22 protein-coding genes are annotated in these 25923 nt (G+C 61.4%); 14 read left to right on the top strand and 8 right to left on the bottom strand.

The genetic code is table 11. The annotated features are described in order from the left end of the window. Positions 1–55: 55 nt before the first annotated feature. A complete protein-coding gene (locus LDN82_RS17525) occupies positions 56–1705 on the bottom strand; it encodes an alkaline phosphatase D family protein (protein WP_224165222.1) in 1650 nt (549 codons plus the stop codon). 355 nt (positions 1706–2060) lie between these two features. Between LDN82_RS17525 and LDN82_RS17520 the strand changes: the two genes are divergently transcribed. Beyond that, the gene (locus LDN82_RS17520; RefSeq protein ID WP_224165221.1) at positions 2061–3008 is read left to right on the top strand and encodes a LysM domain-containing protein; all 948 of its coding nucleotides are present in this window, start codon (positions 2061–2063) and stop codon (positions 3006–3008) included. A 13-nt stretch (positions 3009–3021) separates the two neighbouring features. On the opposite strand, the gene LDN82_RS17515 is transcribed toward LDN82_RS17520, so the two are convergent. Beyond that, positions 3022–3618 carry a low molecular weight phosphatase family protein gene (locus LDN82_RS17515; RefSeq protein ID WP_224165220.1) on the bottom strand — a complete coding sequence of 199 codons (597 nt, stop codon included), beginning with the start codon at positions 3616–3618 and terminating at the stop codon, positions 3022–3024. Between the two features lie 199 nt (positions 3619–3817). Here LDN82_RS17515 and paaA point away from each other — a divergent pair, with 199 nt between their 5' ends. From paaA to LDN82_RS17485, 6 genes are read left to right on the top strand one after another with little or no spacing between them, the layout of a single operon-like run. Further along, complete coding sequence (paaA, locus tag LDN82_RS17510) at positions 3818–4813, top strand: 1,2-phenylacetyl-CoA epoxidase subunit PaaA (RefSeq protein ID WP_224165219.1); 996 nt, start codon at positions 3818–3820, stop codon at positions 4811–4813. Continuing rightward, positions 4813–5199, top strand: a complete 387-nt coding sequence (gene paaB, locus LDN82_RS17505) for a 1,2-phenylacetyl-CoA epoxidase subunit PaaB (RefSeq protein ID WP_224165218.1) — start codon at positions 4813–4815, stop codon at positions 5197–5199. Before paaA ends, paaB begins: the two co-directional genes overlap by 1 nt. Further along, positions 5199–6116 carry a 1,2-phenylacetyl-CoA epoxidase subunit PaaC gene (gene paaC / locus LDN82_RS17500; RefSeq protein ID WP_224165217.1) on the top strand — a complete coding sequence of 306 codons (918 nt, stop codon included), beginning with the start codon at positions 5199–5201 and terminating at the stop codon, positions 6114–6116. Before paaB ends, paaC begins: the two co-directional genes overlap by 1 nt. Positions 6117–6121: 5 nt before the next feature. Beyond that, positions 6122–6712 (top strand): 1,2-phenylacetyl-CoA epoxidase subunit PaaD, encoded by a 591-nt coding sequence (paaD, locus tag LDN82_RS17495; protein ID WP_224165216.1) that lies wholly within the window; start codon positions 6122–6124, stop codon positions 6710–6712. An 8-nt stretch (positions 6713–6720) separates the two neighbouring features. Continuing rightward, the gene (gene paaE / locus LDN82_RS17490) at positions 6721–7926 is read left to right on the top strand and encodes a 1,2-phenylacetyl-CoA epoxidase subunit PaaE (RefSeq protein ID WP_224165215.1); all 1206 of its coding nucleotides are present in this window, start codon (positions 6721–6723) and stop codon (positions 7924–7926) included. Between the two features lie 9 nt (positions 7927–7935). Then, a complete protein-coding gene (locus tag LDN82_RS17485) occupies positions 7936–8715 on the top strand; it encodes an enoyl-CoA hydratase-related protein (RefSeq protein ID WP_224165214.1) in 780 nt (259 codons plus the stop codon). A 21-nt stretch (positions 8716–8736) separates the two neighbouring features. Here the strand turns inward: LDN82_RS17485 and LDN82_RS17480 are convergent, their stop codons facing one another. From LDN82_RS17480 to LDN82_RS17455, 6 genes are all read right to left on the bottom strand, one after another. Next, entirely contained in the window at positions 8737–10305 is a 1569-nt protein-coding gene (locus tag LDN82_RS17480) for a hypothetical protein (RefSeq protein ID WP_224165213.1), read from the bottom strand. 128 nt (positions 10306–10433) lie between these two features. After that, on the bottom strand, positions 10434–11726 hold the full coding sequence (locus LDN82_RS17475; RefSeq protein ID WP_224165212.1) for an amidohydrolase family protein: 1293 nt from the start codon (positions 11724–11726) through the stop codon (positions 10434–10436). Between the two features lies 1 nt (position 11727). Further along, positions 11728–12822: a threonine aldolase family protein gene (locus tag LDN82_RS17470; RefSeq protein WP_224165211.1), complete on the bottom strand. Its 1095-nt coding sequence runs from the start codon at positions 12820–12822 to the stop codon at positions 11728–11730. Beyond that, positions 12819–13922: an ABC transporter ATP-binding protein gene (locus LDN82_RS17465; protein WP_224165210.1), complete on the bottom strand. Its 1104-nt coding sequence runs from the start codon at positions 13920–13922 to the stop codon at positions 12819–12821. The genes LDN82_RS17470 and LDN82_RS17465 overlap by 4 nt, the downstream gene beginning before the upstream one ends. Next, on the bottom strand, positions 13915–15669 hold the full coding sequence (locus LDN82_RS17460) for an iron ABC transporter permease (protein ID WP_224165209.1): 1755 nt from the start codon (positions 15667–15669) through the stop codon (positions 13915–13917). Before LDN82_RS17460 ends, LDN82_RS17465 begins: the two co-directional genes overlap by 8 nt. Next, complete coding sequence (locus LDN82_RS17455) at positions 15666–16772, bottom strand: ABC transporter substrate-binding protein (RefSeq protein ID WP_224165208.1); 1107 nt, start codon at positions 16770–16772, stop codon at positions 15666–15668. Before LDN82_RS17455 ends, LDN82_RS17460 begins: the two co-directional genes overlap by 4 nt. Before the next feature lie 308 nt (positions 16773–17080). Between LDN82_RS17455 and LDN82_RS17450 the strand changes: the two genes are divergently transcribed. The 7 genes from LDN82_RS17450 (at position 17081) to LDN82_RS17420 (ending at position 25777) form a co-directional block, all read left to right on the top strand. Then, on the top strand, positions 17081–18271 hold the full coding sequence (locus LDN82_RS17450; RefSeq protein ID WP_224165207.1) for a TetR/AcrR family transcriptional regulator: 1191 nt from the start codon (positions 17081–17083) through the stop codon (positions 18269–18271). Between the two features lie 244 nt (positions 18272–18515). Beyond that, positions 18516–19871 carry an MFS transporter gene (locus LDN82_RS17445; protein WP_224165206.1) on the top strand — a complete coding sequence of 452 codons (1356 nt, stop codon included), beginning with the start codon at positions 18516–18518 and terminating at the stop codon, positions 19869–19871. Positions 19872–19908: 37 nt separating this feature from the next. Next, positions 19909–20763 (top strand): TauD/TfdA family dioxygenase, encoded by an 855-nt coding sequence (locus tag LDN82_RS17440; protein ID WP_224165205.1) that lies wholly within the window; start codon positions 19909–19911, stop codon positions 20761–20763. A 188-nt stretch (positions 20764–20951) separates the two neighbouring features. Then, positions 20952–21734 (top strand): FAD binding domain-containing protein, encoded by a 783-nt coding sequence (locus LDN82_RS17435; RefSeq protein ID WP_263422268.1) that lies wholly within the window; start codon positions 20952–20954, stop codon positions 21732–21734. Beyond that, positions 21731–22264, top strand: a complete 534-nt coding sequence (locus tag LDN82_RS17430; RefSeq protein WP_224165203.1) for a (2Fe-2S)-binding protein — start codon at positions 21731–21733, stop codon at positions 22262–22264. Before LDN82_RS17435 ends, LDN82_RS17430 begins: the two co-directional genes overlap by 4 nt. Continuing rightward, complete coding sequence (locus LDN82_RS17425) at positions 22261–24600, top strand: xanthine dehydrogenase family protein molybdopterin-binding subunit (protein ID WP_224165202.1); 2340 nt, start codon at positions 22261–22263, stop codon at positions 24598–24600. Before LDN82_RS17430 ends, LDN82_RS17425 begins: the two co-directional genes overlap by 4 nt. After that, positions 24566–25777: an XdhC family protein gene (locus tag LDN82_RS17420; RefSeq protein WP_224165201.1), complete on the top strand. Its 1212-nt coding sequence runs from the start codon at positions 24566–24568 to the stop codon at positions 25775–25777. Before LDN82_RS17425 ends, LDN82_RS17420 begins: the two co-directional genes overlap by 35 nt. Positions 25778–25923: the final 146 nt, after the last annotated feature.

Here is a 25923-nt window from a genome sequence, read left to right as displayed (position 1 = left end):
AGCAGCTGAGCGCGTTTTGACGGCTCTAAACGCGCTCTAATGCGACGCAGTTGGGTCAGCGCTCCGGGGTGAGGGTCTTCGAGAACAGCACAGCTCCGTTGGCGTTGCGAAGGCTCGCGGTGAACGTGCCGTCCGCGGCGAGGTCCACGTGCCCGAAATATTGGTTCTCGCCATCCCGCGGGGATTCGCCCGGGAAGCGACCAGCTTTGCTGAACACCACTTCGGGTCCGAACGTTCCGTCCATGGCATTCGGACCAAACGAGCCAGCGTTGATGGGACCGGCCACGAACTCCCAGAAGGGATCGAAATCGGTGAACGAGGCCCGTTCGGGGGAGTAGTGATGGGCGGCGCAATAGTGCACGTCCGCCGTCAGCCACACAGTGTTCTTGACACCGTCCCGCTTGAAAGCACTCAGCACGCCGGCGATCTCCAGTTCACGCCCGAGGGGAGCCCCGTTGTCCCGGTTGGAAAGGCTCTCCTGGTTCACCGGCCCATCCGGCACGATGATGCCCAACGGGAGGTCCGCGGCGATCACCTTCCATGTCGCCTTGGATTGGCGTACTTCCTTGATGAGCCAGTCCACCTGCTCCTGGCCCAGGATGTTGGTGGCATAGGGTTCTTTGCCGTCGGTGTTGGGGGACTTGAACGTCCTCATGTCCAGGCAGAAGACATCCAGCTGGGGGCCGCGCGAAATCTTCCGGTAGATGCGGGCAGGTTGGTACTGGCCGGCGTCGAACGTTCCCGGGCGCCATAGCGCCGCGGAGTCCGCGATCGGCATATTCTCCTGCCATGCTTGCCGGCCGCGGGCTGCGAGGACATTCACGTTGCGTTCGGTGTAGCGGGCGTCGTCCAGGATCTGGCCCGGGTACCAGTTGTTATGTGTCTCGTGGTCGTCCCACTGGGCGATCACCGGAACCTCGGCGAACATGGCGCGCATATTCGCGTCCAGCGAGTTGTAACGGTGCCGGCCCCGGTATTCGGCGAGTGTCTCGGCGACCTTGGAGACTTCCTCGGTGACGATGTTCCGCCACACCTGGCCGTCCTTCTCCGTGACAGTGGCAGCGATGGGGCCGTCGGCGTAGATGGTGTCCCCGGAGTGGATGAAGAAATCCGGCCGCGTTGCGTGCATTGCCTTATACCCACGCATGCCGCCGATCTCCTCGTTGATGCCCCAGCCCTGCCCGGCCGTGTCGCCGGTCCATACGAAGGACTGCGAGTACGACGACGGCCTGCCGCCTAGGTGGGCTTCTTCAGGCCCGCCGTTCCCGGATGAGTCAGGGGCAGTAGTGAACGTCCCCTTGACTGCCTCGCCGAGGCCGTTCTCGTCCTCGAAGTTAAGTTCAAGGGCAAAGCGGGTCCCGGCAGGAAGTCCTTTGACGTGGATCTTGGCGGTGAAGTCGCTGGCTTCGGTAGCGAGAGGGCCTTGGATGGTGCGGCTGAATCCGTAGCGCCCCCGGAGGATTTCGCCGGCGCTGTCCACTGCCTGCAGCCGGGCGCTCAAACGGCCCGGACCCGAAGCACGTGACCAGAGGACAGCGGAGTCGGTGGTGACATCCCCGGTGGCAATTCCCGTGGGGAGTGTGAGGCGTTTGCGGACCAGGGGGATGGCGGCGGGGGCGGGCGCGGCGGTACCGGTTGCGAGACCGGCCAAAGCCAGGCCGGTTAAGGACGTTTTTACGAGGGTGCGGCGTGAGAGATCAGTCATGGTTCCACTGTTCCGGGCAGCAGTGAACAGAGCATGAGCCTGAGGTGAAGGAAACGGAACGAGTACCGGTGCCCGCCTAAACAAGTGGCCTATCCCGGAAAATTGCGTACTACCTGGTGCAATTTCCGGCAATCAATGAAAAAGACGAGTATCTGCTACTCGTGCGGTGCCAATGGCCAATTCCTAGCATTAAGTTCCCTAGGGTTTCTGAAATTCTGTTCCGCCGGCTCAGCGGTGGTTCGCTCCCTCGCACGTGACGAGTGGCGCTCCCCATAACACTTCTGCGCTATCGCATACGCCCCTCCCCTGGGACTTCTGCGTGCTCAGACCAAAGCCACGGATTCTGGGACATCTAATGAACATTTACAATGACGAGCTACAAACTACTCTGTCAAAGAACACGCCCGGCGGCACCTTGCTGCATGGGTCGCGCAAAAATAAAGTCCTGTTGATCGCAATTGCCATCATCGTAGTTATAGGGCTAATTCCATTGATTTTTGGGGTGCTTTCTCAGGCAAGCAACCCCGCAGCCGATGTGGGCCAGAATGTTTCCACTGAACAACTGGCCACCCCCCAGGCCTCTGAGTCCAGCCCCGCCACGGCCGCTGCGAGTGAAGCAGCAGCTGCACCTGCAACCGAAGCCAAGGCTCCCGCCGTCGAACCGGCCGTGGCCGCGGCGCCGGCTGCAGAACCTGCACCGGCCGAGCCTGCGCCGCCGGCGGTGGATACCAACCTCTATACGGTTGTCGCCGGAGATACCGTGGGCTCCATAGCTGCCCGGTACGGGGTGAACATGAACGAGATGCTGGCTGCCAATGGCTTGAGCGGTTACTCCGTCATCGTGCCCGGCCAGGTCCTGAAACTTACTGGACCAGCTGTTCCACTCATCGAGCCGGCGCCGGCCCCCGCCGCAGCCCCAGCCCAGGCCGCCCCTGCGCAGGCCGCTCCGGCGCAAGCTGCTGCTCCGGTAGCTGCAGGCTGGACGATCTACGTGGCTGGATCCGGAGGCCAGAGCATGGTGGACGCATGCATAGGGCCGATCCATTTCACCCCCACGGACGCCTACGCACTGTTCATCACCGAGCACGACTTCTGTGGAGGTTGGGCACGCTTCTCCGGTATCGGTGTGGGACAGACGGTTAACATCCCGGGCTACGGCACGTACACAGTGACCGGAAGGGGCCAAGTGCCCAACCCCGGAACCACCAACAATGTGGCGGCTGTCTTCGGCGGCTTCCCCGCGGTTGTCCTGCAGACCTGCATCCCCGGCACCAGCCAGATGTTGGTGATCGGACTTAACTAGTAAGGACAGCCAATCAGGCCGGCGCCGTAAGGCGCGCAAAGCGGAGGATGCCCAAGATGGCCGGGGCCAGCTCATCCTCCATCTGGTGGTAGACCTCTTCCGCTCGGCGGTAGGGGTCTACCACGTCGTTGTCGGCAGGATCGGCAGGCAGTGCCAGATGCCGGACGGAAGCGGCACGGGCGGGAAGTGCGCGCCAGAATTCCACGATGTCGCCCTCGGGAACAACATCGCCACGCGTCTCCAGGACGGCAAGCATCCTCGCAAATTCACGGATGGTGAACGTTCGCTTCAACAAGGAGGCATCCAGTTGAAGGACTTCGCCCCGGTGCCTGGACGTCATCGCCAGCACAAGGTCGGTTTCCCGGAGGATCTTCTGGTTCAGCTGCCTGGCCGCGAAGTTGTCCGGGCTGCCACGGAAGGTGCTGATCATCTTGGCCGACAGGGGTTGAATCGGCTCTCCCACCATGGCGCGCGTTCCGGCGCTGCGAACCTCGAATGATCCCGGGCTTGCGTGGTTGAGGCCCGCCTGCAGCAGCCGTTCCGCCACCGGGGAACGGCAGATGTTCCCTGTGCAGACGGTGAGGATCCTGAAGGGCTGGGGCGATTCCACGTGAGGCTCTTTTCTTGCGGGGGCTTGGGACGGCTCGGGTCCCATCCCAAGTTAACACGGGCAGCAAAGCGCACCTTGTCACAACGCCCAGCTGCACCCGTGCGTTGTAATCAGCCCTTGGTGTCCCACTGAACGCTTGACTGAAAACGTCCGCTCCGCATATTCTGAACGAACGGTCGGTAATTTATTAGGAGCAACCATGGCATCGCAGAATCTGCAATCAGTGCCCGCTGAGCTGTCCCCGGAAGAGCAGGAGCGGGAGGCAGCCGGCAAGGCGTACTTTGATCGCATCATTTCGGAAGACTCGCGCATTGAACCGCGCGATTGGATGCCGGAGGCTTACCGCAAGACTTTGCTGCGCCAGATCTCGCAGCACGCGCACTCGGAAATCATCGGCATGCAGCCGGAAGCCAACTGGATCACCCGCGCTCCAAGCCTGAAGCGCAAGTCCATCCTCATGGCCAAGGTCCAGGATGAGGCGGGCCATGGCCTGTACCTCTACTCGGCAGCTGAAACCCTGGGCCAGACCCGGGACAAGATGATGGATGACCTCATTGCCGGCAAGGCCCGGTACTCGTCGATCTTCAACTACCCGGCGATTTCCTGGGCGGACATGGGAGCCATCGGCTGGCTTGTGGATGGCGCAGCGATCTGCAACCAGGTTCCCTTGTGCCGGGCATCCTATGGTCCTTACGGCCGCGCAATGGTGCGCATCTGCAAGGAAGAGTCCTTCCACCAGCGCCAGGGTTTCGAGATCCTGCTGGAACTGTCCAACGGCACGCCTGAGCAGAAGCAGATGGCGCAGGAGGCTGTGAACCGCTGGTACGCGCCGTCGTTGATGATGTTTGGCCCGCCGGATGATGACTCACCCAACTCCAAGCAGTCCATGGCCTGGAACATCAAGCGGTTCAGCAACGATGAACTGCGCAGCCGGTTCGTCGGCATGATGGTGGAGCAGGTCAAGGTCCTCGGCCTGACCCTGCCCGATAAGGACATCCGTTTCAACGAAGAAACCAAAAAGTGGGAGCACGGACCCCTGGACTGGAATGAGTTCAAGGAAGTCCTGGCCGGCCGCGGCCCCTGCAACTCGCAGCGCATCGAGCGCCGCCGCGAGGCACACGAAAACGGTGCCTGGGTTCGCGAAGCCGCCGTTGCCTACGCCCGCAAGCAAGCACAGAAAGAGAACGCAGCATAATGGCTCCTCACGGTAACCCGGAAGAACCGGCAAGCTCGGCCAGCGAGATCAAGCGCGAGCCCCCCAAAGTTGCGGCGACTACGCCGGCGGAACAGCAGCACCACGAGACCCCGTGGTCCCTCTGGGAGGTCTTCGTGCGCTCCAGCCGAGGCCTGTCCCACGTGCACGCCGGTTCCCTGCACGCCCCTGATGCCGCCATGGCACTGAGGAATGCACGCGATCTTTACACGCGCCGCAACGAAGGCGTCTCCATCTGGGTTGTCCCGGCCGAGGCGATCTCCTCCAGCGATCCCGATTCCAAGGGCGCCTTCTTCGAATCGCCGCAGGGCAAGGACTACCGCCACGCGACGTATTACACCAAGAGCGAAGGCGTGAAGCACCTGTGATGACTGACAAAGACACTGACTTCGCCATTGAAGGCCACGGCGACATCTCCGTGGGCGTTCACGGAGCGGGAGCTTCCGGTGACGGTTCAGCCAGCGCCACCCGCATCACCCCGGGCAACGCCCTCCGCCCGGAAGACATTGCCCTTGAAGTACGGCGTGGACAGGTCAAGCCCAGCGATGATGTGGCCGAGTTTGCCCTGCGCATTGGCGACGACGGCCTCATCCTCGCACAGCGCCTTGGCCACTGGATTTCCCGCGCACCCGAGCTTGAGGAGGACATCGCCCTCGGAAACATCGCGCTGGACCAGTTGGGCCACGCGCGCTCCTTCCTGACCTATGCTGGTGCGGCCTGGGACAAGTCCGAGGACGATCTCGCCTACTTCCGCCGCGAGCACGAGTTCCGTTCCGCGCACCTGTTCGAGCAGCCCAATGGGGACTTCGCGGTGACAATCGCCCGCCAGTTCATCGTGAGCTACTACCAGTACGAGCTCTACACGGCCCTCACCGCATCCAAGGACGCCACCATCGCGGCCATTTCCGCAAAGGCCGTGAAGGAAGTGGATTACCACCGCGACCACAGTGCCCAGTGGGTACTTCGCCTGGCTGGCGGCACGGATGAGTCCCGCGCGCGCATCATCCAGGGCTTCAAGCTCGTGTGGCCATACGTGGACGAACTCTTCGAAGACGATGAGCTCACCACCCGCCTGGCCGAGGCTGGCGTGACAGTGCAGCCCTCAAGCCTCCGCGCCGAATTCGATTGCCTTACTGGCCAGATCATGGCCGAAGCCGAACTGGACATCCCTGCCGTTCCGCAAGCACTGGGAGGCGGCCGTCGCGGCAAGCACTCCGAATTCCTGGGTTACATCCTCGCTGAGATGCAGGTCCTGGCCCGCGAGCACCCCGGCGCGAGCTGGTGACCATCATGGCAACCCTTGCTCGTTCAAAGACACGCACCCAAGAGCAGCGGGCCTGGGACATTGCGTCCACGGTCTGCGACCCGGAGATCCCGGTCCTCACCATCGAGGACCTCGGCATCCTCCGCGGTGCACACGTCGTCGAGGTCCCGGACGCCCAGCAGCCCACGGACAAGCAGCAGCCCACGGACAATGCGGACGACGGCGGCACCTCACGTACCGCCGTCGAGGTCACCATTACGCCCACGTACTCGGGCTGCCCGGCCATGGATGCGATCGGTGACGACCTGCGGAGGGCCTTCGAGAAGGAGGGCTACGCGAGCGTGCACGTCAACCTGGTGCTCTCCCCGGCCTGGACCACGGACTGGATGACCGAGTCCGGCAAGGCCAAGCTGCTGGAATACGGGATCGCGCCTCCCACGGGAAGGGCTGCCGCAGGCGGCCACTCCGGTCCCGTCCGTTTGAACCTGGCTGTGAAATGCCCGCAGTGTTCTTCGCTGAACACCAAGGAGCTCACCCGCTTTGGTTCCACGTCCTGCAAGGCGTTGTTCGTCTGCCAGGACTGCAAGGAACCGTTCGACTACTTCAAAGTCCTCTAAGGAATTCCATGACCACCGAAACCCAGACGGCCAGCCGCCGTCGTGCGTCTTTCCATACCCTGACCGTCTCGGAAGTCCGGCGCCTTACGGACGACGCCATCGAGGTGACGTTCGCTGTTCCCGCCGAGCTGGCCGGCCAGTATGACTACCTCCCGGGCCAGTACGTTGCGCTACGCACCACGCTGCCGGATGAGCAAGGTGAGCCGCACGAGATCCGCCGCAGCTACTCAATCTGCGCAGAGCCGCGCAGCTTTGCCGATGGCAGCAGCGAGATCCGGGTGGCCGTCAAGAAGGACCTTGGCGGTGTCTTCTCCACGTGGGCCAATGCCGAGCTTAAGGCCGGCGACAGCCTTGACGTCATGAGCCCGCAGGGCGCGTTCATTTCGCGGCACGGCAAGGACGGCTCGTCGGTCCAGCACAACGTCATGAATTCCATGAACCACCCGGAAGAGCTGGCGGGGGAGCCCGGGAACTTCGTTGCGATCGCTGCGGGTTCAGGCATCACCCCCGTAATGGCGATCGCCCGGACGCTGCTGGCCGCCAATCCGGAGACCACGTTTGACCTGATCTATGCCAACAAGGCTGCCATGGACGTCATGTTCCTTGAGGAGCTGGCGGACCTGAAGGACAAGTACCCCTCGCGCCTGGCGCTGCACCACGTTTTGTCCCGCGAGCAGCGGATCGCCCCGCTGATGACCGGCCGCATCGATTCGGAGAAGCTGCAGGCTTTGCTGAGCAGTGCCATCCATGCCGAGGATGTGGACGAGTGGTTCCTCTGCGGGCCTTTCGAGCTGGTCCAGCTGTGCCGCGACACCCTCGCTGCCCGCGGCGTGAAGCCCGAGCACGTGCGCTTCGAGCTGTTCACCACTGGCCGTCCGGACCGCCCTGAGGGTAACGCTGGCCGTCCCGTTGTGGAGGACGAGTCGAAGGAAACCTACAAGATCACGTTCAAGCTGGATGGTTTGACCGGCGAGGTCGCCAGTCCCACCCACGCCCGTGAGTCCATCCTCAATGCTGCACTGCGTGTCCGCCCCGATGTTCCGTTCGCCTGTGCAGGCGGGGTTTGCGGCACCTGCCGCGCCAAGCTTGTGACCGGTACGGTGTCCATGGATGAGAACTACGCCCTGGAGCAGGACGAGCTGGACAAGGGCTACGTCCTCACCTGCCAGTCCCACCCCACCAGCGAAGAAGTTACCGTCGACTTCGACGTCTAAGGAGTCCCCATGATCGAGCTCTCCATTGCCAACGGCATTGCCGAAATTGTCCTCAATGCCCCCGAAAAGCTGAACTCGCTCAACGAGGACGCGCTCGCCGAACTGGATAAGGCGTACGACGACGCTGCTGCCGCCGCCTCGCGCGGTGAGGTTCGGGCCCTGCTGCTTCGCGGTGAGGGACGTGCCTTCTGTGCCGGCCGCGACATCGCAGGTGTCACCCCCGAAACCGACGACGCGCAGGCGTACCTGGGCGGGCTGGTGGAACCGTTGTTGAAGAAGATGGCCGCGTTCCCGGCACCCACTTTTGCTGCCGCACATGGAGCTTGCCTGGGTGTTGGTTTAGGTCTCTTGCTGGCCACTGACGTGGTGTACGTGGCGGAGAACGCCAGGTTCGGTTCGCCCTTTGCCAAGCTGGGCGCCACCTTGGATTCCGGCGGGCACTGGTACTTTACCGAGCGTCTGGGCATGCACCGGACACTGGACCTGATCTATACGGCCGACCTCATCAGCGGAGCCGAGGCCGTGGAGCGCGGAATGTTCAGCCGGGCGATGCCGGATGACGCATTGCTTGCCATGACCCGCGCAATCGTCGAGCGCGTAGCCACAGGTGCCACCGGTGCTTTCGTTGCCTCCAAGGAACTCGTGGCCCACATCCGCGATCAGCGCCTGGGACTCTGGGCGTCCATGGCCGAGGAAAACACAGAGCAGGCACGGCTGTGCAAGACCGACGACTACGCCGAAGGCTTCCGGGCGTTCCAGGAGAAGCGGGCGCCGGTTTTCAAGGGGTAGTTCCCTGGCGGTGAAGCTCGCTTAGACAAATTCCTTGAGGAGCTTGTACCCGGCCACTTTTCCTTCCAACGAGATCACGGCCATGCCGTCCTCCGCAGTGGTGAGGTCGGTGAGCGCACCGTATGTGAGTGCTGGGACGGCCACGCCACTCTTCATGCATGGAAAACCCGTAACCGAGCCAGCGCTGATGGCACCGCCAGGCTGGTCTTCGTAGGGTCCGTTTGGAGGTGGCGTGTAGGTGGTCTCCTTAAGGCAGACAAACACGTCCTCGAAGCTTGCCCCGCGGAACTTGCCGGTCCGGGTGTCCAAGAGATTCACGCTCCTTGGGACGCCCGCAATCACCAGATCGCCGCGACTTGCTGTAGGAATGAGTTCCCTCGTGTTCCAGCCGACATCCATGGGCTCGGTTTCCCATGCGGCGTCGCCGGTCAGGGGGTTGTAGCCGACCAGCTTCGACTTGGCACCTCTGTATTTGCCCGCGGGAAATTCTATATACCCCTCGGTGTACTCGCATCGAATGGGGAAGGCATCGCCACCCTCCAGCTTCGTCGCTACTGTGCCAATGGTTTTGGAGCATTCCACCTGTGAGCCGTCCGCTGTCCACAGAATCCGTGCGCTTGAAGCCCGGAAGCCTACGGTCTTGGCGGTTTCGCGCAAGTTTAGTGAGAAGGTTTGCTCCGTAAATTTGTCGGGTGAAAAATCCGTAGGGTTGATTCCAACGGAGCCGACATAGAGATCCAGCTCTTCAGAGTAGGTGAAGTGCCAGCCCATACTGGTGCTGGCCCCTTTGCCAAAGATCTTTTCGATTTCAACTTCCCACAGCACCTCGCCGTAAGAGACATGGGCCAGGGTTTCAACTCCACCAGCCACCACCGAGTACAGTTCTTTGCCCACCGGCCGGAAATTCCCCGTGAGTGGGTTGATTTCGGGACCGGCCAGATCTTCGCCGGAATCCAAGTCCACCCAGTGCTCCACTGTTTGGGAAGTTTCATCAAAGGCGATAAAGCACATGTCCACGTGGTCGTCGCAGGCAAAGGGACGGGTGCCCACCAGTTCGGGCCTGCCGCGGTAGAGCTCCTTGCCGGTGTTCAGGTCAAAGGCCACCGGGGCAGTCCACCACGTTGCGCCGCCATTATTGGCCGGGGGAGTCGCCGCCTGCAGGAAAATGGCGGCACTCTTCCCTGTCGCTGTCCTGGTGACAACAGGTTCAAGGGGAACAGCGGGCGCCTCGAGCCCCGGGTGAACAGGCTGGGTCCACAGTTCCTTGCCGTTCGCAACTGAAATGGCATGGGCTGCAATTCCGGCAGGGGTCTTTGCGTAGACCAAGGCAACGCCATCAGCCACCACAGGTTGGCCGATGGCATCCAGCGGTACTTCCCATGCCGCCGTCGCGATTTCTGTGCTCCTCTCTACCGGAGAAGTCGTGGGGGGTGGAGTGGTTGCGACGGGTAACCCCGGAAGGGAAATGATGGTGCACGCGGAGAGCAGCATGGCAACACCTACGGCCGCGACGCCGAACCGCACTGGCTTCAAGCGTTCAAAGTAACGGGCGGATCGGGACTGAATCATGGTTCCCCCAGGAACGTTCATGGTTCAGCACCTGCAGGGCGTAGTTCCAAACCAGAAAAGGCCAACAAGGTGTGGCTCAGATAGAGAATACAGCTCGCGGACCTGGATGAATGCAGCCACGAAATGGCACCCCGGATCGGTGCGAGTACTTATTGCGCGTACTTATTGGCGATCAGTAGTCCGCGCTTGAGGACTCCAAGCGGCGTTGCCAGAGTGCTGATGTCCTGCATGGGGTCCGCCGCGGTGACGATGAGATCGGCCCACAGGCCGGGCCGGATGCGACCCACTTGCGCCTCGAGGCCGAGCATGTCGGCGGCCTCGCACGTCGCAGACTTCAGTGCATGCTGTGCTGCCAGTCCGGCGTCGACATAGCGTTCCAACTCGCTGGCAATGAGATCAAACGTGACGTGTGCAGGTCCTGCGTCCGTCCCAGCCACGATTGACACGCCAGAGTGCAGGAACCGGGTCACGTTGGTAAACCGCGATTCCAATCGCGCCACCGCATTGCGGTCCTGCGGGTTGGATAGCACCTGGTGACCCTCCCGCAATTGCCGGGAAACGATGTCCGCTGAGATGACGGTGGGCACAATGTGGATCCCGGCATCGGCCGCCCTGCGCAACAGATCGCGATCGGGCGCGCACTGCTCATCCGGCCCCAGCATGGAGGCGTGTTCCAACGAGTGCACGCCTGCCTCGATGCAGGCGGCCATCGAGGAACTGGCATGGGCATGGGCCGCGGTCCTCATGCCGTAGGAGCCGGCGATGACCACTGCTTCACGGAGCAGCGTGGGGTCGAACTCAAAGACCGCCGGACTGGTTCCGGGAGTAAATCCGCCGCCGCTGGCCATGAGCTTGATCCAGCTGGCGCCGGCCGCGTGCTGTTCGGCGATGATGGTCTCGACGTCGTGACGGGTGCGTACCTCTCCGCCCAGGTCGTGCCCGTGCCCGCCCACGCGGCAGATCGGCGCACCACAGTGAACCACCGTGGCGACGTCGGACGCCATGCCGAGGGCTGCCCTCATGGGGGCGAGCAGGTGCCTGGGTGTCCCGCAGTCCCGCACAGTGGTTGTCCCGGCACGAAGCGCAATCCGCGCATTCGCCACAATCTGCGCAACGATCTGTTCATCGCTGCTGCCCTGATAAGTTCCCTTCGGGTCATCACCGCCATCGAAGGCCAGGTGGACATGGGCATCCATCAGTCCGGGGGCCACGAACCTGCCCTTCAGATCCAGGACGCTGCCCATGCCCGGCTCGCTGCCGGCTGGAGTAATGCGGGAGATCTGCCCAGCCTGGAGCCATACGTCGCTGAGGGAACCAGATGTGCCCGACTCGGGATCAACAACATGCGCATTGAGCAGCACGGTGACGTCGTCACCTATCCGGGCGGCCCGGCTGACGCTGGACGGTAGGGGACGGTCCGTCACGTCAAAGGTGATGGTCATGTCAGTTGCTCCTTTTGCTTACGTCTATCGAGTACGTTTCATCCAGCAATTCCTTGAGCGCCTCAGCGGCGAGGCGTACACCTTCGGTATCAACATCGAGATGGGTGACGGCGCGAATCGTGGACGGTCCAAAAGCGCCCATTCGTACCCCGCTTTCCTGGAGCAGGCGGTCCACCAGCACATCTGCGGTGACGGGGAAATCGACCAGGTCAAAGAGGACAACATTTGTCTGAACGGTTTTTGGGTCGATCGAAATGTGGGGGTGGACGGCAAGCAGCCCGGCCAGCAGACGGGCATTCGCATGATCATCTGCCAGCCTGTCCACGTTGTTGCGCAGGGCAAAAGTACCGGCTGCAGCCACAATCCCTGATTGGCGCATGGAGCCACCCCACCGTTGCTTGAGCCGCCACGCCTCATTGATGAAATCAGCGTTGCCGGCCAGCACCGCTCCTATGGGAGCGCCCAACCCTTTGCTGAGGTCCAGCCAGACTGAGTCAAACGGGGCACAAAAATCGTGCGCAGATACGCCGGTAGACACCACCGCATTGAGCAAGCGGGCGCCATCCATGTGGGTTTTGATCCGATGAGCGCGTGCCACCTTCGTCACTGATGTGATGCCCTCCAGGGACCAGCACGTACCACCTCCGAGGTTGGATGGTTGTTCAATGGAGAGCACCGCATTCCGGGCCGATGACCTGCCCACCGGGCGGAGCGCCGCTTCAAGCTGGGCAACAGAGAACACGCCACGTTCTGCCCGGATGGGCCTGTACATAGCCCCGGCCAATGCGGGAGCCCCGGTTTCCTCATGGCACAGAGAGTGGGCGCTCTCGTCAACAAGAATCGCATCGCCAGGCCGGCAATGGAGCGCATAGGCGATCTGGTTGCACATGGTTCCTGATGGCAGGAAAACCGCCTCGTCCTTACCCAGAAGCTCCCGTGCCAGGGCAACCAGTTCGTTGGTGGAGGGGTCCTCACCCTTTTGTTCATCCCCAACCTCGGCGTTTGCCATGGCCTGCCGCATGGCCTCTGTTGGCCGGGTAATAGTGTCGCTGAACAGGTCGATCCTGATGGGGTGGTTTGACCTGACCGGAATCATTGTGCGGCCTTTGCTGCCGTGGCAGTCCGGGGCTGGAACAACTTGTAGCCGTCCCGTGGAATGCCCACACGTACATGGGAGGCATCCGTGCGCTCGCGGGTTTCAACCACCAGGACCTGCTCGCCGACGCCAACCCTGTAGCGGAAGTGATGTCCGTGATACGACCTTTCAAGGACGGGTCCATTAACAGTCATTTCGTAGCCCTCGGACGACGCATCGTCAGGCAACAACGCCAGGGCTTCAGGCCGAACGGCAACCACAACGCCGTCGGAACCAATCGAGGACGGTACGTGGATCGCTTGGTCCAACCCGTCGATTTTGATCGTCAGGATCCCCTTTGAGCGGGCGATCACTGTTCCCTCCAGCAGGTTGCTGGTGCCAACGAAATCAGCAACGAAGAGATCGGCGGGATCGTTGTAGATCTGCTCCGGCGTACCAATTTGCCGCACGGTTCCGGCCGACATGACCGCAATCTTGTCGCTCATTGCCAGGGCTTCGTCTTGATCGTGGGTCACGAAAACCGTGGTGACGCCAATCTTGCGTTGTAACTGGAGCAACCAATCGCGGGTACGTTCACGCAGCTTGGCGTCAAGGTTGGAAAACGGCTCGTCGAGGAGCAACAAGCGCGGAGGAAATGCCAATGCGCGTGCCAGCGCCACTCGTTGTTGCTGGCCGCCGGAGAGCTGATGCGGATAGCGGTCTGCCTGATCGGAGAGGTCAACCAGCTCAAGCACTTCGTCGACGCGCCGGCGGAGCGCCTCGGACTTGAAGCGTCGGAGCCGCAGCGGATAGCCGACGTTGTCGCGGACCTTCATGTGCGGCCACACGGCGTACGACTGGAAAACCACGCCGCAATCGCGGCGTTCCGGCGGCAGGAATGCGGAGGAGTCATGGTTGAACAAGGTTTGATCGCCCACAACGATGCTGCCGCCGTCGGGCATGAGCAGTCCTGCGATGGACCAGAGCGTTGTGGACTTGCCGCAGCCGCTTGGGCCGAGCAACGTCAGGATCTGTCCGTCGGAAGCGGTCACCGACACGTTGTCCAGGACCGTCAGACGGCCAAACTTCTTGGTGAGATTGGTGATGACCAGATCAGGCATGAGGGCGAACTCCAAACAGGATGCGTCCTGCGCCCAGGACAGCTGCGGTGATGACGAGTTGGATAACTCCGAGGGCGGCGACGGTGCCGCCGAGGCCATTTGCTGCAATTTGAAGCATTGCCAGTCCCAAGACCTGGGTTTCGGGGGTCACCAGGAAAACTGCGGCGTCGGCTTCATTGAGCATTGCTACAAAGAGCAAGACGAAGGAGATGCCCATGGCTGGCCTCAGAAGGCTGAGGATGATGGTGCGCATCGCCGTCCACCAATCCGCCCCGGCCGAGCGCGCGGCGCGGTCCAAGTCTGCACCCAGCGCAGCCAGCGATGGGTAGAACGCGGCATAGCCCATGGCGAGTGCCCGGACCCCGAAGGCGATTCCGACCGCCCACAGTGTGGCTCTGAAGGTTCCGGAGTGGTCCAGGATGGCAAACGTCCAGAAGAAGGCCATGCCGGTGATCAGGCCTGGGACAGCCCGGGGATACAGCACGATGTGCTCCAAAGATGCGCGGAACCGAAAATTGGAACGGTGGGCAACCAGCGCGATCACGGAAATGCAGGCGGTCGCGATTGCAGCGCCAACGGTGGCAACCAGCAAACTGTTGCCGATCGCACCCGTGTAGAGCGGGTTGGTCAAGATCGCTGAGAAGTTATCCAATGTCAGCACGCTGAACGGATTGATTGCCGGCGTCAGAAGGGCGGTCACAGAGGCGAGGACCACCCCGCTGAGCGGCACCAGGGTTGCACAGCCCAGAACAACTCCGACGACGGCGGACAGCAGCCAGCCGAGGGGGCCCAATTTAACAACGTTCGCCGGTCTGGATGACTTTCCACCGGTCGTAGTAAAGCGCGCGAGGTCGCCGGCCAGGCGGTTGCGCAGCAACAGCAGCAGAGTGACGGCGAGCAACAACATGACGGCCCCTGCAGGCAGAACTCCTCCACCGGCGTCGGGGCTTCCGGTCCACTGCCTGTACAGGTAGGTGGACATCATGTTGATGTTCTTGGACGTACCAAGGATGAGGGGGATCCCCAGCGTTTCCAACGCCAACGCGAAGACCAGGAGCCCGGAGTTGAGTAATGCCGGGCGGAGCAACGGCAGAGTCACCGAGAGCAAGACGCGGAGGGGACTGGCGCCAGCGCAACGGGCGGCTTCTTCGAGTGTCGAATCGCCTGAGGACAGCGTCCCCCGGGCAAAGAGGTAGACCACCGGCGAGCCAAGGACTGTACCCATGACCACCATTCCTGCAACGCTGTAGAGGTCAAAGGGAACAGTGAAGGGGGTGTACTCTTCCAGCAGATGGGTGGCATACCCGTTCTTTGACCACATCGACTGCCACCCGACGATGAGCACCAATCCGGGCAGGACCAAGGGCAGGACAATCAGGGCAGAATAGATTCTCCTCAACGGGAGGTCCGTCCGGGCTACCAACAAGGCCAGCGTGGTTCCAACCATAACTGAGCCGATGGTGGCGAAGAGCGCGAACTGCAGGCTGTTGGCGACGGCTGACCACCAGAGGGGATCAACGGCCAGTTTCCGGAAGTTGTCCAGGGTAGCGCTGCCGCCGCTCTCGTAGAGAGGGGTGGACCAGAGCGATGACCAGACGATCGGGACGATCGGGCCGAGGATCAGCAGGACTGCCAGGATCCAGACACCGTAGTGGATGACTTGCTCCGGCAGCCATGCCCGCTTGAGGTTCCCTATACCTGGCGGCGGTGACGGTGCCTTGGGGTCAGAGTGTGTGGGGCTGCTCATCGCCCGAATGCTTCCTTCCAGCGGTTCTTGAAGGCCGGTGCATCGGTAACCAGGGCTTGGTCCCATTTGGCAATGTTGATATTCTCCGCACCCAGCTGCGCAGTTACCCTGGCCAGGTTCACCGGGCAGTCCACCCCGTCCAGGTAGGGTGCGAATCCGCCGGCGCACCCGGCCGTCTGGCCGGCCTTGTCAATCAGGAAGTTCACGAACACCTTGGCCGCATTGGGTGACTTGCCCCCAGTGGTCGCTCCGGCACCGCGGGGCATGATGGGTGTTCCATCTGCGAAGAACCTGTAGTTCAGCACCTTCGCGGCAGCGCCGGTGATAAGTGGCCGGGTGGCGCCGGACTGGAAGTAGGACATGGTGTACTCACCCTGCAGGAGTTTGTTGTACATGGGCCCTGCGCTGGCTTCGACCTTGGTGTTTGGTCCGAGTTGCTCAAGGACCTTCCATCCTGCCTCTCCCGCCTTGGCTATGTATGCGTGATTAACCGTGTAGCCAAACTCCGTAGTGCCGTCGTAGGTGACGATCCTGTCCTTGAGTTTGGGGTCACTGGACATCTTGGCAAGCGATGCAAGGGAATCGGGTTGTTCGGATTCGGGCAGGAGGGTGGTGTTGATCAGTGCCATGACCGGGTTCAGTTCCATCGCGAAGACCCCGGGGGCGAGTTTCCCGAAGTCGGGCAGCGGCGCGGCGGCGGGTGGTGTGAAGTCCTGGATGTCACCACGCTTGACCAGATCCAGGAAGTTCGCGCCTTGGAGGCTGACGATGACGTCCGCGGTCTTTCCGCCAGTTGCTTTTTCGTTGAGGTACCGCTGGAAGCTTTCCGTTCCACCCAGGCTGATGTAGCTGGTCTTGATATCCGGATACTGGTTTTGGAAAGCAGCCAGGACCGGCTTCATGGACGCCTCATTCGCCTCGCCGTAAACCAGCAGCGAGCCTTCCTTGACGGCGGCGTCGAGGATTGCCGGATCCATCGCTGCTGCGGTCGGAATGTCCGTCTTGACGGAATAGGCATTGGGGGCGTCATTCCCTGTGCTGCAGCCAGTCAGGGTTGCGAAGCCGAAAAGTGCAGCAATAGCGACTATTGCACGTCGTTTCATGGGGACTCCTTTGTCACCGGACGGTGCTGGGGTTTGGGGGGCTTGGGGTGCTATGGGGCTTGGGGAATGCTTCTCTGGGTCTGGCACCCGCTTGGCGTCCCGTAAGTGAATATGCATCGGCCGCCGGGATGCTCGGGCCGGTGCTCGCATTGAGGGGAAACCTTCACGTTTCCCGCTACGGTGAGTCACTGCTATCTGGCGGCAACGGGCTTATCCGCAAGTGAAGGGCAGTCTTTCGCATGTCGTTCTTAAACTTTGGCACGTGGCGGGCTATTGCGCAATAAGTGAATCTGACTAATCCTATGAATATGAATGAGTCCTCAACCGCCCCGGCGCGCGGCACCAGGCCGCGGAACCGGCGCGCCCTGATACTTGCTGCGGCAGGTGACCTCTTCGCGCAGAAGGGATACGCGCAAGTCAGCATGACCGATGTGGCCAAAGCCATGGCGGTTCAACCATCCGCCCTTTACCGACATTTCCCGAGCAAGGCCGAGCTGCTTCGCGAGGCAGTTGTGGCCAGCTTCCAGCCCGTTTTGGATAGCGTCACCCAAGCCCCTGACGGCGACCTCGAACAGTTGATCGCGGCGCTGGGCCGGGCAGTTTTGGAGCACCGGGAAAACGGCGTGCTGTGGGAGCGTGAATCCCGGCACCTTCCGCCTGCCACCCGCTTCGATATTGCGAGCAGCATCAAGTTTGCTATGAGCAGCAAACTGCAGTCCGGCAGCCATGCGTTGCCCGCTTCCGAGGCTGACCTGCGGGCTTGGGCGATGTTTGCTGTGATGATCAGTGTGTCGTGGAACCCTCACCGGCTCTCACGGGTGGAGGAAGAGTTCCAGCTGGCCAGGCTCGCCCGCACAGTACTCGTCATGCCATTGCCCCCGATTGAAGCGTCGGGGAACCACCGGCGCACGCAGATTCCCATGCCGCGTAGCCGCCGTGAGGCATTGCTGGCTGCCTCAATCCGACAGTTCGCTGCGTTTGGGTTTGAAGCCGTGAGTCTTGACGACATTGCCGCCGAGATTGGAGTCACGGGTCCCAGCATTTACCGGCACTTCGACAGCAAGGCGGAAATGCTTGCCGCAGCACTGCATCGAGCCAAAGAAGTGCAATGGATGGACATGTGGCGCGCTCTATCTGAAGCCGCTGATGCATCCGAGGCACTGCAGCGCATCCTTTCCTCGTATATTGCTTTCTCGCTGGCCAGCCCGGAATTCCTGCAGCTGGCCGTGTCTGAACGTCCACACCTGCCCGAGGAGGACTTGCGGAACCTAATGGACGCGCAGGGCGACTACATCACCGACCTGGCCTCGCTGGTGGAGGACATTTACCCGAGTGCCAATCCGGAGATGGTCAGAACCCGGGTGAAAGCGGCGCTGCACGTGATCAGCAGCGTTGTCCGTACTCCCTCCCTGCGGGACATCCGGGGCATCCAGGAAATTCTCGAACACATGGTAACGGGCCTCATAGCACCCACAACCGAGCAGGGTGGCTTGTCATGAAGAAGCGCTGAACCAGCCAGGGCAAAGTTTCCAGGGCCACCTCTACTCCGATGCCCTCCACTCGCAATGGTTCCCTCAAAAATGAGATCTTGCGCACAAAGCATCTCAGCAATAAGATAATGACCACTGAAGTAATCTGCATCACTTCAAAGCTCATTCTGAGACAGGTGCCCTAAGCAGCCCTGATTACCACGGTCCACGCATAGCGGGGCCGACTCTTCGCAAAATTACCTGGAGGCACAATATGAGTGCAGTGGTTGCACAACCATCGGGCGCGAGTTCGCCGAGGAAGGTCGCATTCGCGAGCCTCATCGGTACGACTATCGAGTGGTACGACTTCTTCATCTACAGCACCGCGGCGGTGCTCGTTTTCAACCAGCTCTTCTTCCCCGGCTTCGACCCCACCACCGGGACCTTGCTTGCGTTCTCTACTTTCGCGGCCGGCTTCGTCGCGCGTCCCATTGGGGCGATTGTCTTCGGTCACTTCGGGGACAGGGCAGGCCGAAAGCCGATGATGGTCCTCACCATCCTGATCATGGGCATTGCCACCGTTGCGATCGGACTGTTGCCCACATATGACGCGATAGGCGTGTTCGCCCCTGTTCTGCTGGTGGTGCTGCGGCTGACTCAAGGGTTCGCGCTCGGCGGCGAATGGGGTGGTGCAGTGCTGATGGCTACCGAACATTCCCCGAAGGGTCGGCGGGGCTATTTCGGTAGCTGGCCGCAGGCAGGCGTTGCCGTGGGGCTGATCCTGGCCATGACGTTGTATATACCCCTGGAATCGATGTCCAAAGACCTTTTCATGGCCTGGGGGTGGCGGGTCCCCTTCCTGCTTAGTGCGGTACTGGTTATCACCGGCCTGGTTATTCGCATGAAGGTCGCGGAAAGTCCGGAGTTTGATCGAGTCAAGGCTGACCACGGCGTTGTGCGTCTGCCTGTAGTCGAGGTACTTCGGACACACCCCAAGCAAGTGTTCCTTGTGGCCGGCGCCAGCCTGGCACCGGGAATCTTCTTCTACCTGATTACGGTGTACAACTTTGTCTACGCGGGGAAGTCAGGTGAGCTGGATTCGACGTCGATGTTGGTCCTGGTGATCGTAACCTCTGCCATTGGCTTCGTGGTTACCCCGCTCGCCGGTGCACTCTCGGACAAATTCGGCGGACAACGGGTGTACCTGTGGGGGCTTGCGCTCATCGTCATCGTTGCCTTCCCGCTGTACTTTGCCCTGGACGGCGGCACGTATGGCTTCATCGCCGTCTGCTACTTTGCCGCAACGGTAGCCGTATACATCCCATGGGCGCTGACGCCGGCATACTTCTCCACCGCCTTTGACGCAAAGGTCCGCTACAGCGGATTGTCCCTGGCCACCACCCTCGGAAATCTCTTCGGCAGCGCCATTGCACCTCTTATAGCCGGTGCCCTGTTTGCCGCGACGAATGCGTCCGTCTCCACATCGCTTTACGTGTTCGTCGCCGGAACTGTATCGATCATCTGCGCGCTTTTGCTCGGCAGGGTCATCCGAAACAAGGCATCACAGGTCCGGAGGCGCAGCAATGCGACGGGAGTTGACGAGGTCCCCACACCCACGTTTTCCGAGTGATTTGACACAAGCATTTCCAACAAAGGAAGGAACCACCATGAGCGGCAACAACCAAGAGTTCAAGACATTTACGCTGGAACGAGCAACACCCACCATTGGGGCGTATATCCATGGACTGGATCTACGGGAAAAGATCACCCCCGAATGCCGGGCGGAACTACGGGAAGCTTTCCTGGAGTACCAAGTACTGTTTCTCCGCGATCAGCAGATTACGCCGGACGATCAGATCGAATTCGCCAAGGTGTTCGGGGATCCCCAGGAAGTAAGTGCGTTCTTCCCCTCGCTCCCCGAATATCCGCACATTGAGGTGCTGGAGTCGCGTGGCCGGGCTGCAGGAACCGACGTCTGGCACTCGGACTTGACCTGGCAGGCAACCCCGAATTCAGCTACTTGCCTCCATGCCCAGGAAATTCCGCCGTGTGGCGGTGACACGCTCTGGGCGAGCATGACCGCGGCGTATGACGCCCTGCCGGAGAACGTGAAAAGCGTCATTGACGGGCTTGAGGGAGTGCACGACTGGGAAAAGGAACTCACCGGCGTTGTCCGCCAGGGGCCCGACGGCGAGGCGCGCTACGAGGAAACGCGGCGGAAGTATCCACCCATGACGCACCCTGTTGTGCGTAAGCATCCGGAAACCGGCCGCAAGCTCGTCTACGTCAACGCCTTGTTTACCACCCGGCTCACGGGTATTTCCACGCAGCTGGGGGACTCGTTGAGAAACATGCTCACGGATCTGGCCAGAACCCCGGAATACCAGGTTCGTTTCCGTTGGGAGCCGAACTCCTTGGTGATCTGGGACAACCGATCGACGCAGCACTACGCGGTGGGGGACTACCACCCTCACTACAGGCTGATGCACCGGGTCACGCTGAAGGGCGACCGCCCGGCGTAGGGGTTGTTGGAGCCGTGCCGGGCGGCCCGTTGTGGGGCGCCCGGCTGGCTAATAAGGAATACAGGTTTTGTCCGGCGAAAGAAGGCTGACCAATGCGAGGCCAAAAATTAGGGGCGGGGCTGATAGCCCAGAGCCAGTCCGCCCTTCCACCATTTGTTTTGCATCGGCCTACTTCGCTGGGAGAGGCAGTGGCTCTTACCCGGCAACATCCAGAAGCTGTGATTGCGGCGGGTTGTTCGGATCTCGTGGCGCAATTCCGCGAGGGATTAGAGCCGGAGGTTCTGATTTCCATCCAACGAATCAGGGAATTGCGGGCAATATCGAATGAGGACGGGCTGCTGCGCATTGGTTCCCTGGTGAGCCACGCTGAAGGCAGCAGAAGCCCGGAAATCCTGTCATCCGTCCCGGCCCTGGCAGCAGCCTGGGGATCAATTGCCACAGTTCGAATCCGCTATCGCGGCACCCTCGGGGGAAATCTCCTTGCCCGCCGCTATCGATACGAAATGCCTGTCATTCTGTCGGCCCTGGGTGCGCAGATGCAGTTTCAAGGCGGAGATATTGCAGCCCTGCCCGTCTCATCGCTCTGGGATCCGGACCCTGGCAATGTGGGTATTCTGACCGCCGTCACCATCGATACCCCGTCCCTGCTGTGGTTCGGTTACGAGCGGTCAATGCGCCCCCTCAGCACGGTGTCCCTCACGGTCCGAAAGAACCCACAGGCCGGCCTTACCGTCACTGCCGTCTGTGGCAGTGAATACCGGCAGCCTTTTGTTCTGTCACACACTGCGGAGGCGACTGCCATCACCGAGCTTGACCCGGCCTTTGTGGGCGAGGTCCTGGCGGCTCAGCTTCCGGACGAGGCGGGCGACTACTCGGGATCCATCGACTACCGGCGACACCTTGTGGGCGTTCTCTGCCGCCGTCTTCTTGCCGAAGCAACCGGTAACCAAAGGAAAGGTAGCCAGCCATGAGCCTTGAATCACCGGAATCAAGCCAGGAAACATTCACCCACAAGGTTGAATTTGAGCTGAATGGAAGCCCGGAAAGGCATTCTGTTCCCACGAGTACTACGGTCTTGGATTTGCTGCGCAACAGCTGCAGTAAGCAAGGCGTCCGTGCTTCGTGTGAGCGAAGTGTCTGCGGTGCCTGCACTGTTTTGGTTGATGACCTTCCCGTGGCTGCGTGTTCCACGTTCGCTTTCGACATTGACGGTGCGCGTGTTGAAACGGTTGAGGGCTTGGCTGCCCAAGACGGCACTTTGAGTGCCCAGCAGCAGGCATTCAGGGAATGCGGCGGCTTCCAATGCGGCTTCTGCACATCCGGCATGCTGATGGTGACCACAGCGCTGTTGCGGCAAAATCCGCAACCGGACCGGGAAGAGATCCGGGACTGGATAAGTTCGAACACCTGCCGGTGCACGGGTTACGAGATGATCCTGGAATCCGTGGAGCGTGCCGCGGAGCTGGCTGGGGCCAAGCAGCAGGATCAGGCGCCCGAATGAACGGGATCGTGATTCCCTTCACGCCGAACGATTCGCCGATCGTCGGACGCGACCGCCCTCGCCTGGACAGCACCGCCAAAGTCACCGGGCGCGCCATCTACACAGTGGACATCGAGAAGCCCGGGATGCTTCACGCGAAGGTGCTGCGGAGCCCACACGCGCACGCCCGGATTCTCAGCATCGACGCTTCGGCCGCCCGCTCCCTGGCAGGAGTTACTGCCGTGGTCACCCGCGAGGAAATCCATGGATTGCATTCCTACGGTACTTACGTCAAAGACCAACCGATTGTTGCCACAGACGCGGTCCGCTACGTTGGCGACGTCGTTGCTGCTGTGGCTGCTGTGGATGAACGCACCGCTGTTGCGGCCTTGGATTTGATTCGGGTTGAGTATGAGCCGCTTCCGGCGGTCTTTGATTCAACAGCAGCACTGGATCTGTCAGCACCTGCAATTTTTCCCGACCAGCCCTTCGCCGCCTATCCCGAGTACGGCGATGGCGCCTCGGGCGCGGCACACACCGCCCACAACGTGAGCTACGAATTCCGCTACGAAACGGGAGAGGAGAGCATCTGGGCAGATTGCGACTACATCTTCGAGGACACCTTTACCTTCTCCCGGATGAACCACATGCACCTCGAGCCCTTTGCCACCGTTGCCGAGGCAACAGCGACTGAAATCGAAGTGTGGACCTCTACTCAAAGCCCTTTCCCCATGCGCAAGGAACTGGCCAGGGTTTTTGGGCTTGCTGAAAACGACATCCGGGTCAACGTCCCGCTCCTGGGCGGCGGATTTGGAGCTAAGAACGGCCCAAAAACGGAGGCGATCGCTATCCGGCTTTCGCAGTTGTCGGATGGGCGGCCGGTTCGCTACTGCATGAGCACCGAAGAAGTCTTCCTGACGCTGAGCCAGCATGACGCCATCCTCACGGTTAAGTCCGGGCTTAAGGCAGATGGCGAGTTCATGGCGCGCAAGTCCCGGGTGCTGCTCAATGGTGGCGCTTATGCGGATGCCAGTCCGCTGGTGGCAGAGAAAGCCGGGTACCGGATGCCCGGAGCCTACCGCTGGAAACGGATAGATTCCGTCTGCCAGGCGGTGATCACCAACACCGTCCCTGCCGGCGCCTACCGTGGTTTCGGCGCAACCCAGGCCACCTGGGCCAGTGAGCGCCAAGTTGACCTGATCGCCGAGCGGCTGGGTTTCGATCCACTGGAGCTTCGACTCAAGAACGCCAAGGAATTGGGTGAGGAGTTCGTTCCAGGAGAAACTCCCATCGATTCGGATCTTAAGCTTGGCCTGAACCTGGTGGCCGACGCTATCGGTTATCGCGACCGGCCGCGTTCAGGCAACCGTGGCATGGGAGTTGCCATCGGCATCAAAGATGGTGGTGGCGTCAACAAGCCTGCCCAAGCCAGGGTCAAGGTGACCACCAATGGCGATGTCTTTCTGAATTGTGGCTTGGTGGAGATGGGCCAGGGCGGCCATTCGGCGCTGTGCCAAATTGTGGCGGAGACGCTGGCATGCGATCCGAAGCGGGTGAAATATGCCGCAATTGACACCGACAACACCCCTTTCGACCAAGGCACCAACGCCTCATCCGGCATCGCGGTCATGGGTCATGCAGTGCTTCAGGCTGCTGAGCGGGTGAGGAGTTCCGTGTTGGACATGGCGGCAGAACACCTGCTGCTGGACCGCCAATCGATCCGCCTGGACAACTGGCACATCGTTGGCGCTGACGGCACCACCTATGAGCTCCCGCCGTTGATTATGGACAGGTTCGGCGGAACAGGATTCGAGTTCACTGCGGACGGCTACTTCAAGGTCCGTTCTTCCAGCAGCGCACCCCTGGAAGCACCCTGCATGTTTTGGGAGATCGGTTGGGCAGCCGCGGAAGTGGACGTTGATCCGGAAACGGGCCGGGTGGAGATTTTGCAGCTGGTTGTCAGCGGAGACGCCGGCAAGGTTGTGAACAAGCTGGGTTGCCGCGGCCAGGACGAGGGCGCAGCGGTCTTCGGATTGGCCCAGGCACTCTTCGAGGAACTGCGGTACGACGACGGCGAGCTGCTTAACGGCGAGGCGCTCCTCTACCGGGTACCGCTGGCTGAGGACATTCCCCGGCGCTTTTCCTCCATCACCCAGGAGCAGGGCCATGGGGCCGGACCTTTTGGGACCAAAGGGATGGGCGAGGGTGGCATGCTTCCCATTGCGCCGGCGATTGCCCAGGCCATCGCTGACGCCACCGGGGCACAGCTCACGTCGTTGCCCATGACGCCTGAACGGGTCTACAACGGCATCCGCGCTGCACGTGCGCGCCAAGGTCGGGCTCACCGAAATGCGTGAGGTGATGGAAAAGCTGGAGGAAGCGCTGCTGACCGGTCAGCGGCTCACCTTGGCTACGGTGGTCCGCACGGAGGGTTCCGCGCCGCGGGCCGTCGGAACGTCCATGCTCGTCACCGAAGACGGATCGCCGGTGGGCTCAGTTTCGGGTGGATGCGTAGAGGCAAGTGTGATCGAGGCTGCAGCCGGCGTTCTCGCCAGCGGGGTCCCGGAGCTCCACAGTTTTGGCATTTCAGACGACGACGGTTTCGGCGTCGGTCTGATGTGCGGCGGCAGCGTTGAGATTTTCATCCAGACGTACGATCCGGCCGCCTGCCCGCATTTCGCTTCATTGCAGCGGGCTTTGGCTGCGAACCTGCCCTGCGCCATGGTCACCATCTTCGACGGCGAACCGGGCTTTGTGGGTCGATCCGAACTGGTCCCGCAAAATGCGGACATCGAAGAGCTGTTTGAAGGTACCGCCGTTGTTCCCGATGCGGTCCGCGCCGCCGGGGAGGCAGTCCAGGAGGCAATCGCCTCCGGAATTACGACGTCGGTCCTTCTTCCGGCGGCCACCGGCACCGAAAAGCCGCTGTCCTTGTTGATCGATGTCTACCGTCCGGCCCGTAGGCTGCTGATCTTCGGGGCGATCGATTTCTCCGCCTCGCTGGCCCACTTGGGGGCTTTCCTTGGCTTTCACGTCACAGTTTGTGATGCCCGTGCTGTGTTCGCGACGGCCGAGCGCATTCCTTCAGCCCATGAGATCGTGATCGACCAACCGGTGCGCTACCTGCAGAAAGAAATTGCCCGGGGAAAGCTGGCCACTGATGCCGCCATCTGTGTGTTGACGCATGATGCCAAATTCGATGTTCCGGTCCTTGATGTAGCCCTAAGACACGGTTTCGCGTACATCGGCGCGATGGGTTCACGCCGAACTGCCCAAGACCGCCGGGAGAGGCTGATTGGCTTGGGCCACACGGACCAGTCGATGGCACCGCTTCGCTCGCCGATCGGACTGGACCTTTCCGCTTCCACTCCCGCTGAAACGGCGGTTTCCATCATGGCGGAGATCATCGCCGCCAGGAACCAGACCTCAGGCCTGCCGCTGGCGCACACCAGCGATCCGATCCACAAAGGCGCGCTGGAGCGCGCAGGTTATCAGCTGCGCCCAGCCGGCCAGCCGCCGTCGTTCTGTTATTGAGCTTCCCCCGGAGCCGGTTGATGCCAAAATAACTTTAGATCTAAATATCTTGACAGAAAGTATCTTACTACTGATATTCTTTTCCTATGACGTAGTTCACATGAATTCACGGCCTGGGCATAACAGACAGATGAACGGAAGCTGAA

Origin of the sequence: Arthrobacter sp. StoSoilA2, assembly GCF_019977195.1 — a bacterium.
Lineage (GTDB): Bacteria > Actinomycetota > Actinomycetes > Actinomycetales > Micrococcaceae > Arthrobacter.
Note: the sequence above shows the minus strand (reverse complement) of the source record. Positions and strands in the feature narration are given on the sequence as shown.

What these genes read in the sequence shown, in the direction of transcription:
- paaB (WP_224165218.1), top strand. Translation starts at nt 4,813, where the DNA reads ATGGCTCCTCACGGTAACCCGGAAGAACCGGCAAGCTCGGCCAGCGAG.
- LDN82_RS17480 (WP_224165213.1), bottom strand. Translation starts at nt 10,305, where the DNA reads ATGAACGTTCCTGGGGGAACCATGATTCAGTCCCGATCCGCCCGTTAC.
- LDN82_RS17445 (WP_224165206.1), top strand. Translation starts at nt 18,516, where the DNA reads ATGAGTGCAGTGGTTGCACAACCATCGGGCGCGAGTTCGCCGAGGAAG.
- LDN82_RS17525 (WP_224165222.1), bottom strand. Translation starts at nt 1,705, where the DNA reads ATGACTGATCTCTCACGCCGCACCCTCGTAAAAACGTCCTTAACCGGC.
- LDN82_RS17440 (WP_224165205.1), top strand. Translation starts at nt 19,909, where the DNA reads ATGAGCGGCAACAACCAAGAGTTCAAGACATTTACGCTGGAACGAGCA.
- paaD (WP_224165216.1), top strand. Translation starts at nt 6,122, where the DNA reads ATGGCAACCCTTGCTCGTTCAAAGACACGCACCCAAGAGCAGCGGGCC.
- LDN82_RS17520 (WP_224165221.1), top strand. Translation starts at nt 2,061, where the DNA reads ATGAACATTTACAATGACGAGCTACAAACTACTCTGTCAAAGAACACG.
- LDN82_RS17430 (WP_224165203.1), top strand. Translation starts at nt 21,731, where the DNA reads ATGAGCCTTGAATCACCGGAATCAAGCCAGGAAACATTCACCCACAAG.
- LDN82_RS17475 (WP_224165212.1), bottom strand. Translation starts at nt 11,726, where the DNA reads ATGACCATCACCTTTGACGTGACGGACCGTCCCCTACCGTCCAGCGTC.
- paaC (WP_224165217.1), top strand. Translation starts at nt 5,199, where the DNA reads ATGACTGACAAAGACACTGACTTCGCCATTGAAGGCCACGGCGACATC.
- paaE (WP_224165215.1), top strand. Translation starts at nt 6,721, where the DNA reads ATGACCACCGAAACCCAGACGGCCAGCCGCCGTCGTGCGTCTTTCCAT.
- LDN82_RS17485 (WP_224165214.1), top strand. Translation starts at nt 7,936, where the DNA reads ATGATCGAGCTCTCCATTGCCAACGGCATTGCCGAAATTGTCCTCAAT.
- LDN82_RS17450 (WP_224165207.1), top strand. Translation starts at nt 17,081, where the DNA reads ATGAATGAGTCCTCAACCGCCCCGGCGCGCGGCACCAGGCCGCGGAAC.
- paaA (WP_224165219.1), top strand. Translation starts at nt 3,818, where the DNA reads ATGGCATCGCAGAATCTGCAATCAGTGCCCGCTGAGCTGTCCCCGGAA.
- LDN82_RS17465 (WP_224165210.1), bottom strand. Translation starts at nt 13,922, where the DNA reads ATGCCTGATCTGGTCATCACCAATCTCACCAAGAAGTTTGGCCGTCTG.
- LDN82_RS17455 (WP_224165208.1), bottom strand. Translation starts at nt 16,772, where the DNA reads ATGAAACGACGTGCAATAGTCGCTATTGCTGCACTTTTCGGCTTCGCA.
- LDN82_RS17460 (WP_224165209.1), bottom strand. Translation starts at nt 15,669, where the DNA reads ATGAGCAGCCCCACACACTCTGACCCCAAGGCACCGTCACCGCCGCCA.
- LDN82_RS17425 (WP_224165202.1), top strand. Translation starts at nt 22,261, where the DNA reads ATGAACGGGATCGTGATTCCCTTCACGCCGAACGATTCGCCGATCGTC.
- LDN82_RS17470 (WP_224165211.1), bottom strand. Translation starts at nt 12,822, where the DNA reads ATGATTCCGGTCAGGTCAAACCACCCCATCAGGATCGACCTGTTCAGC.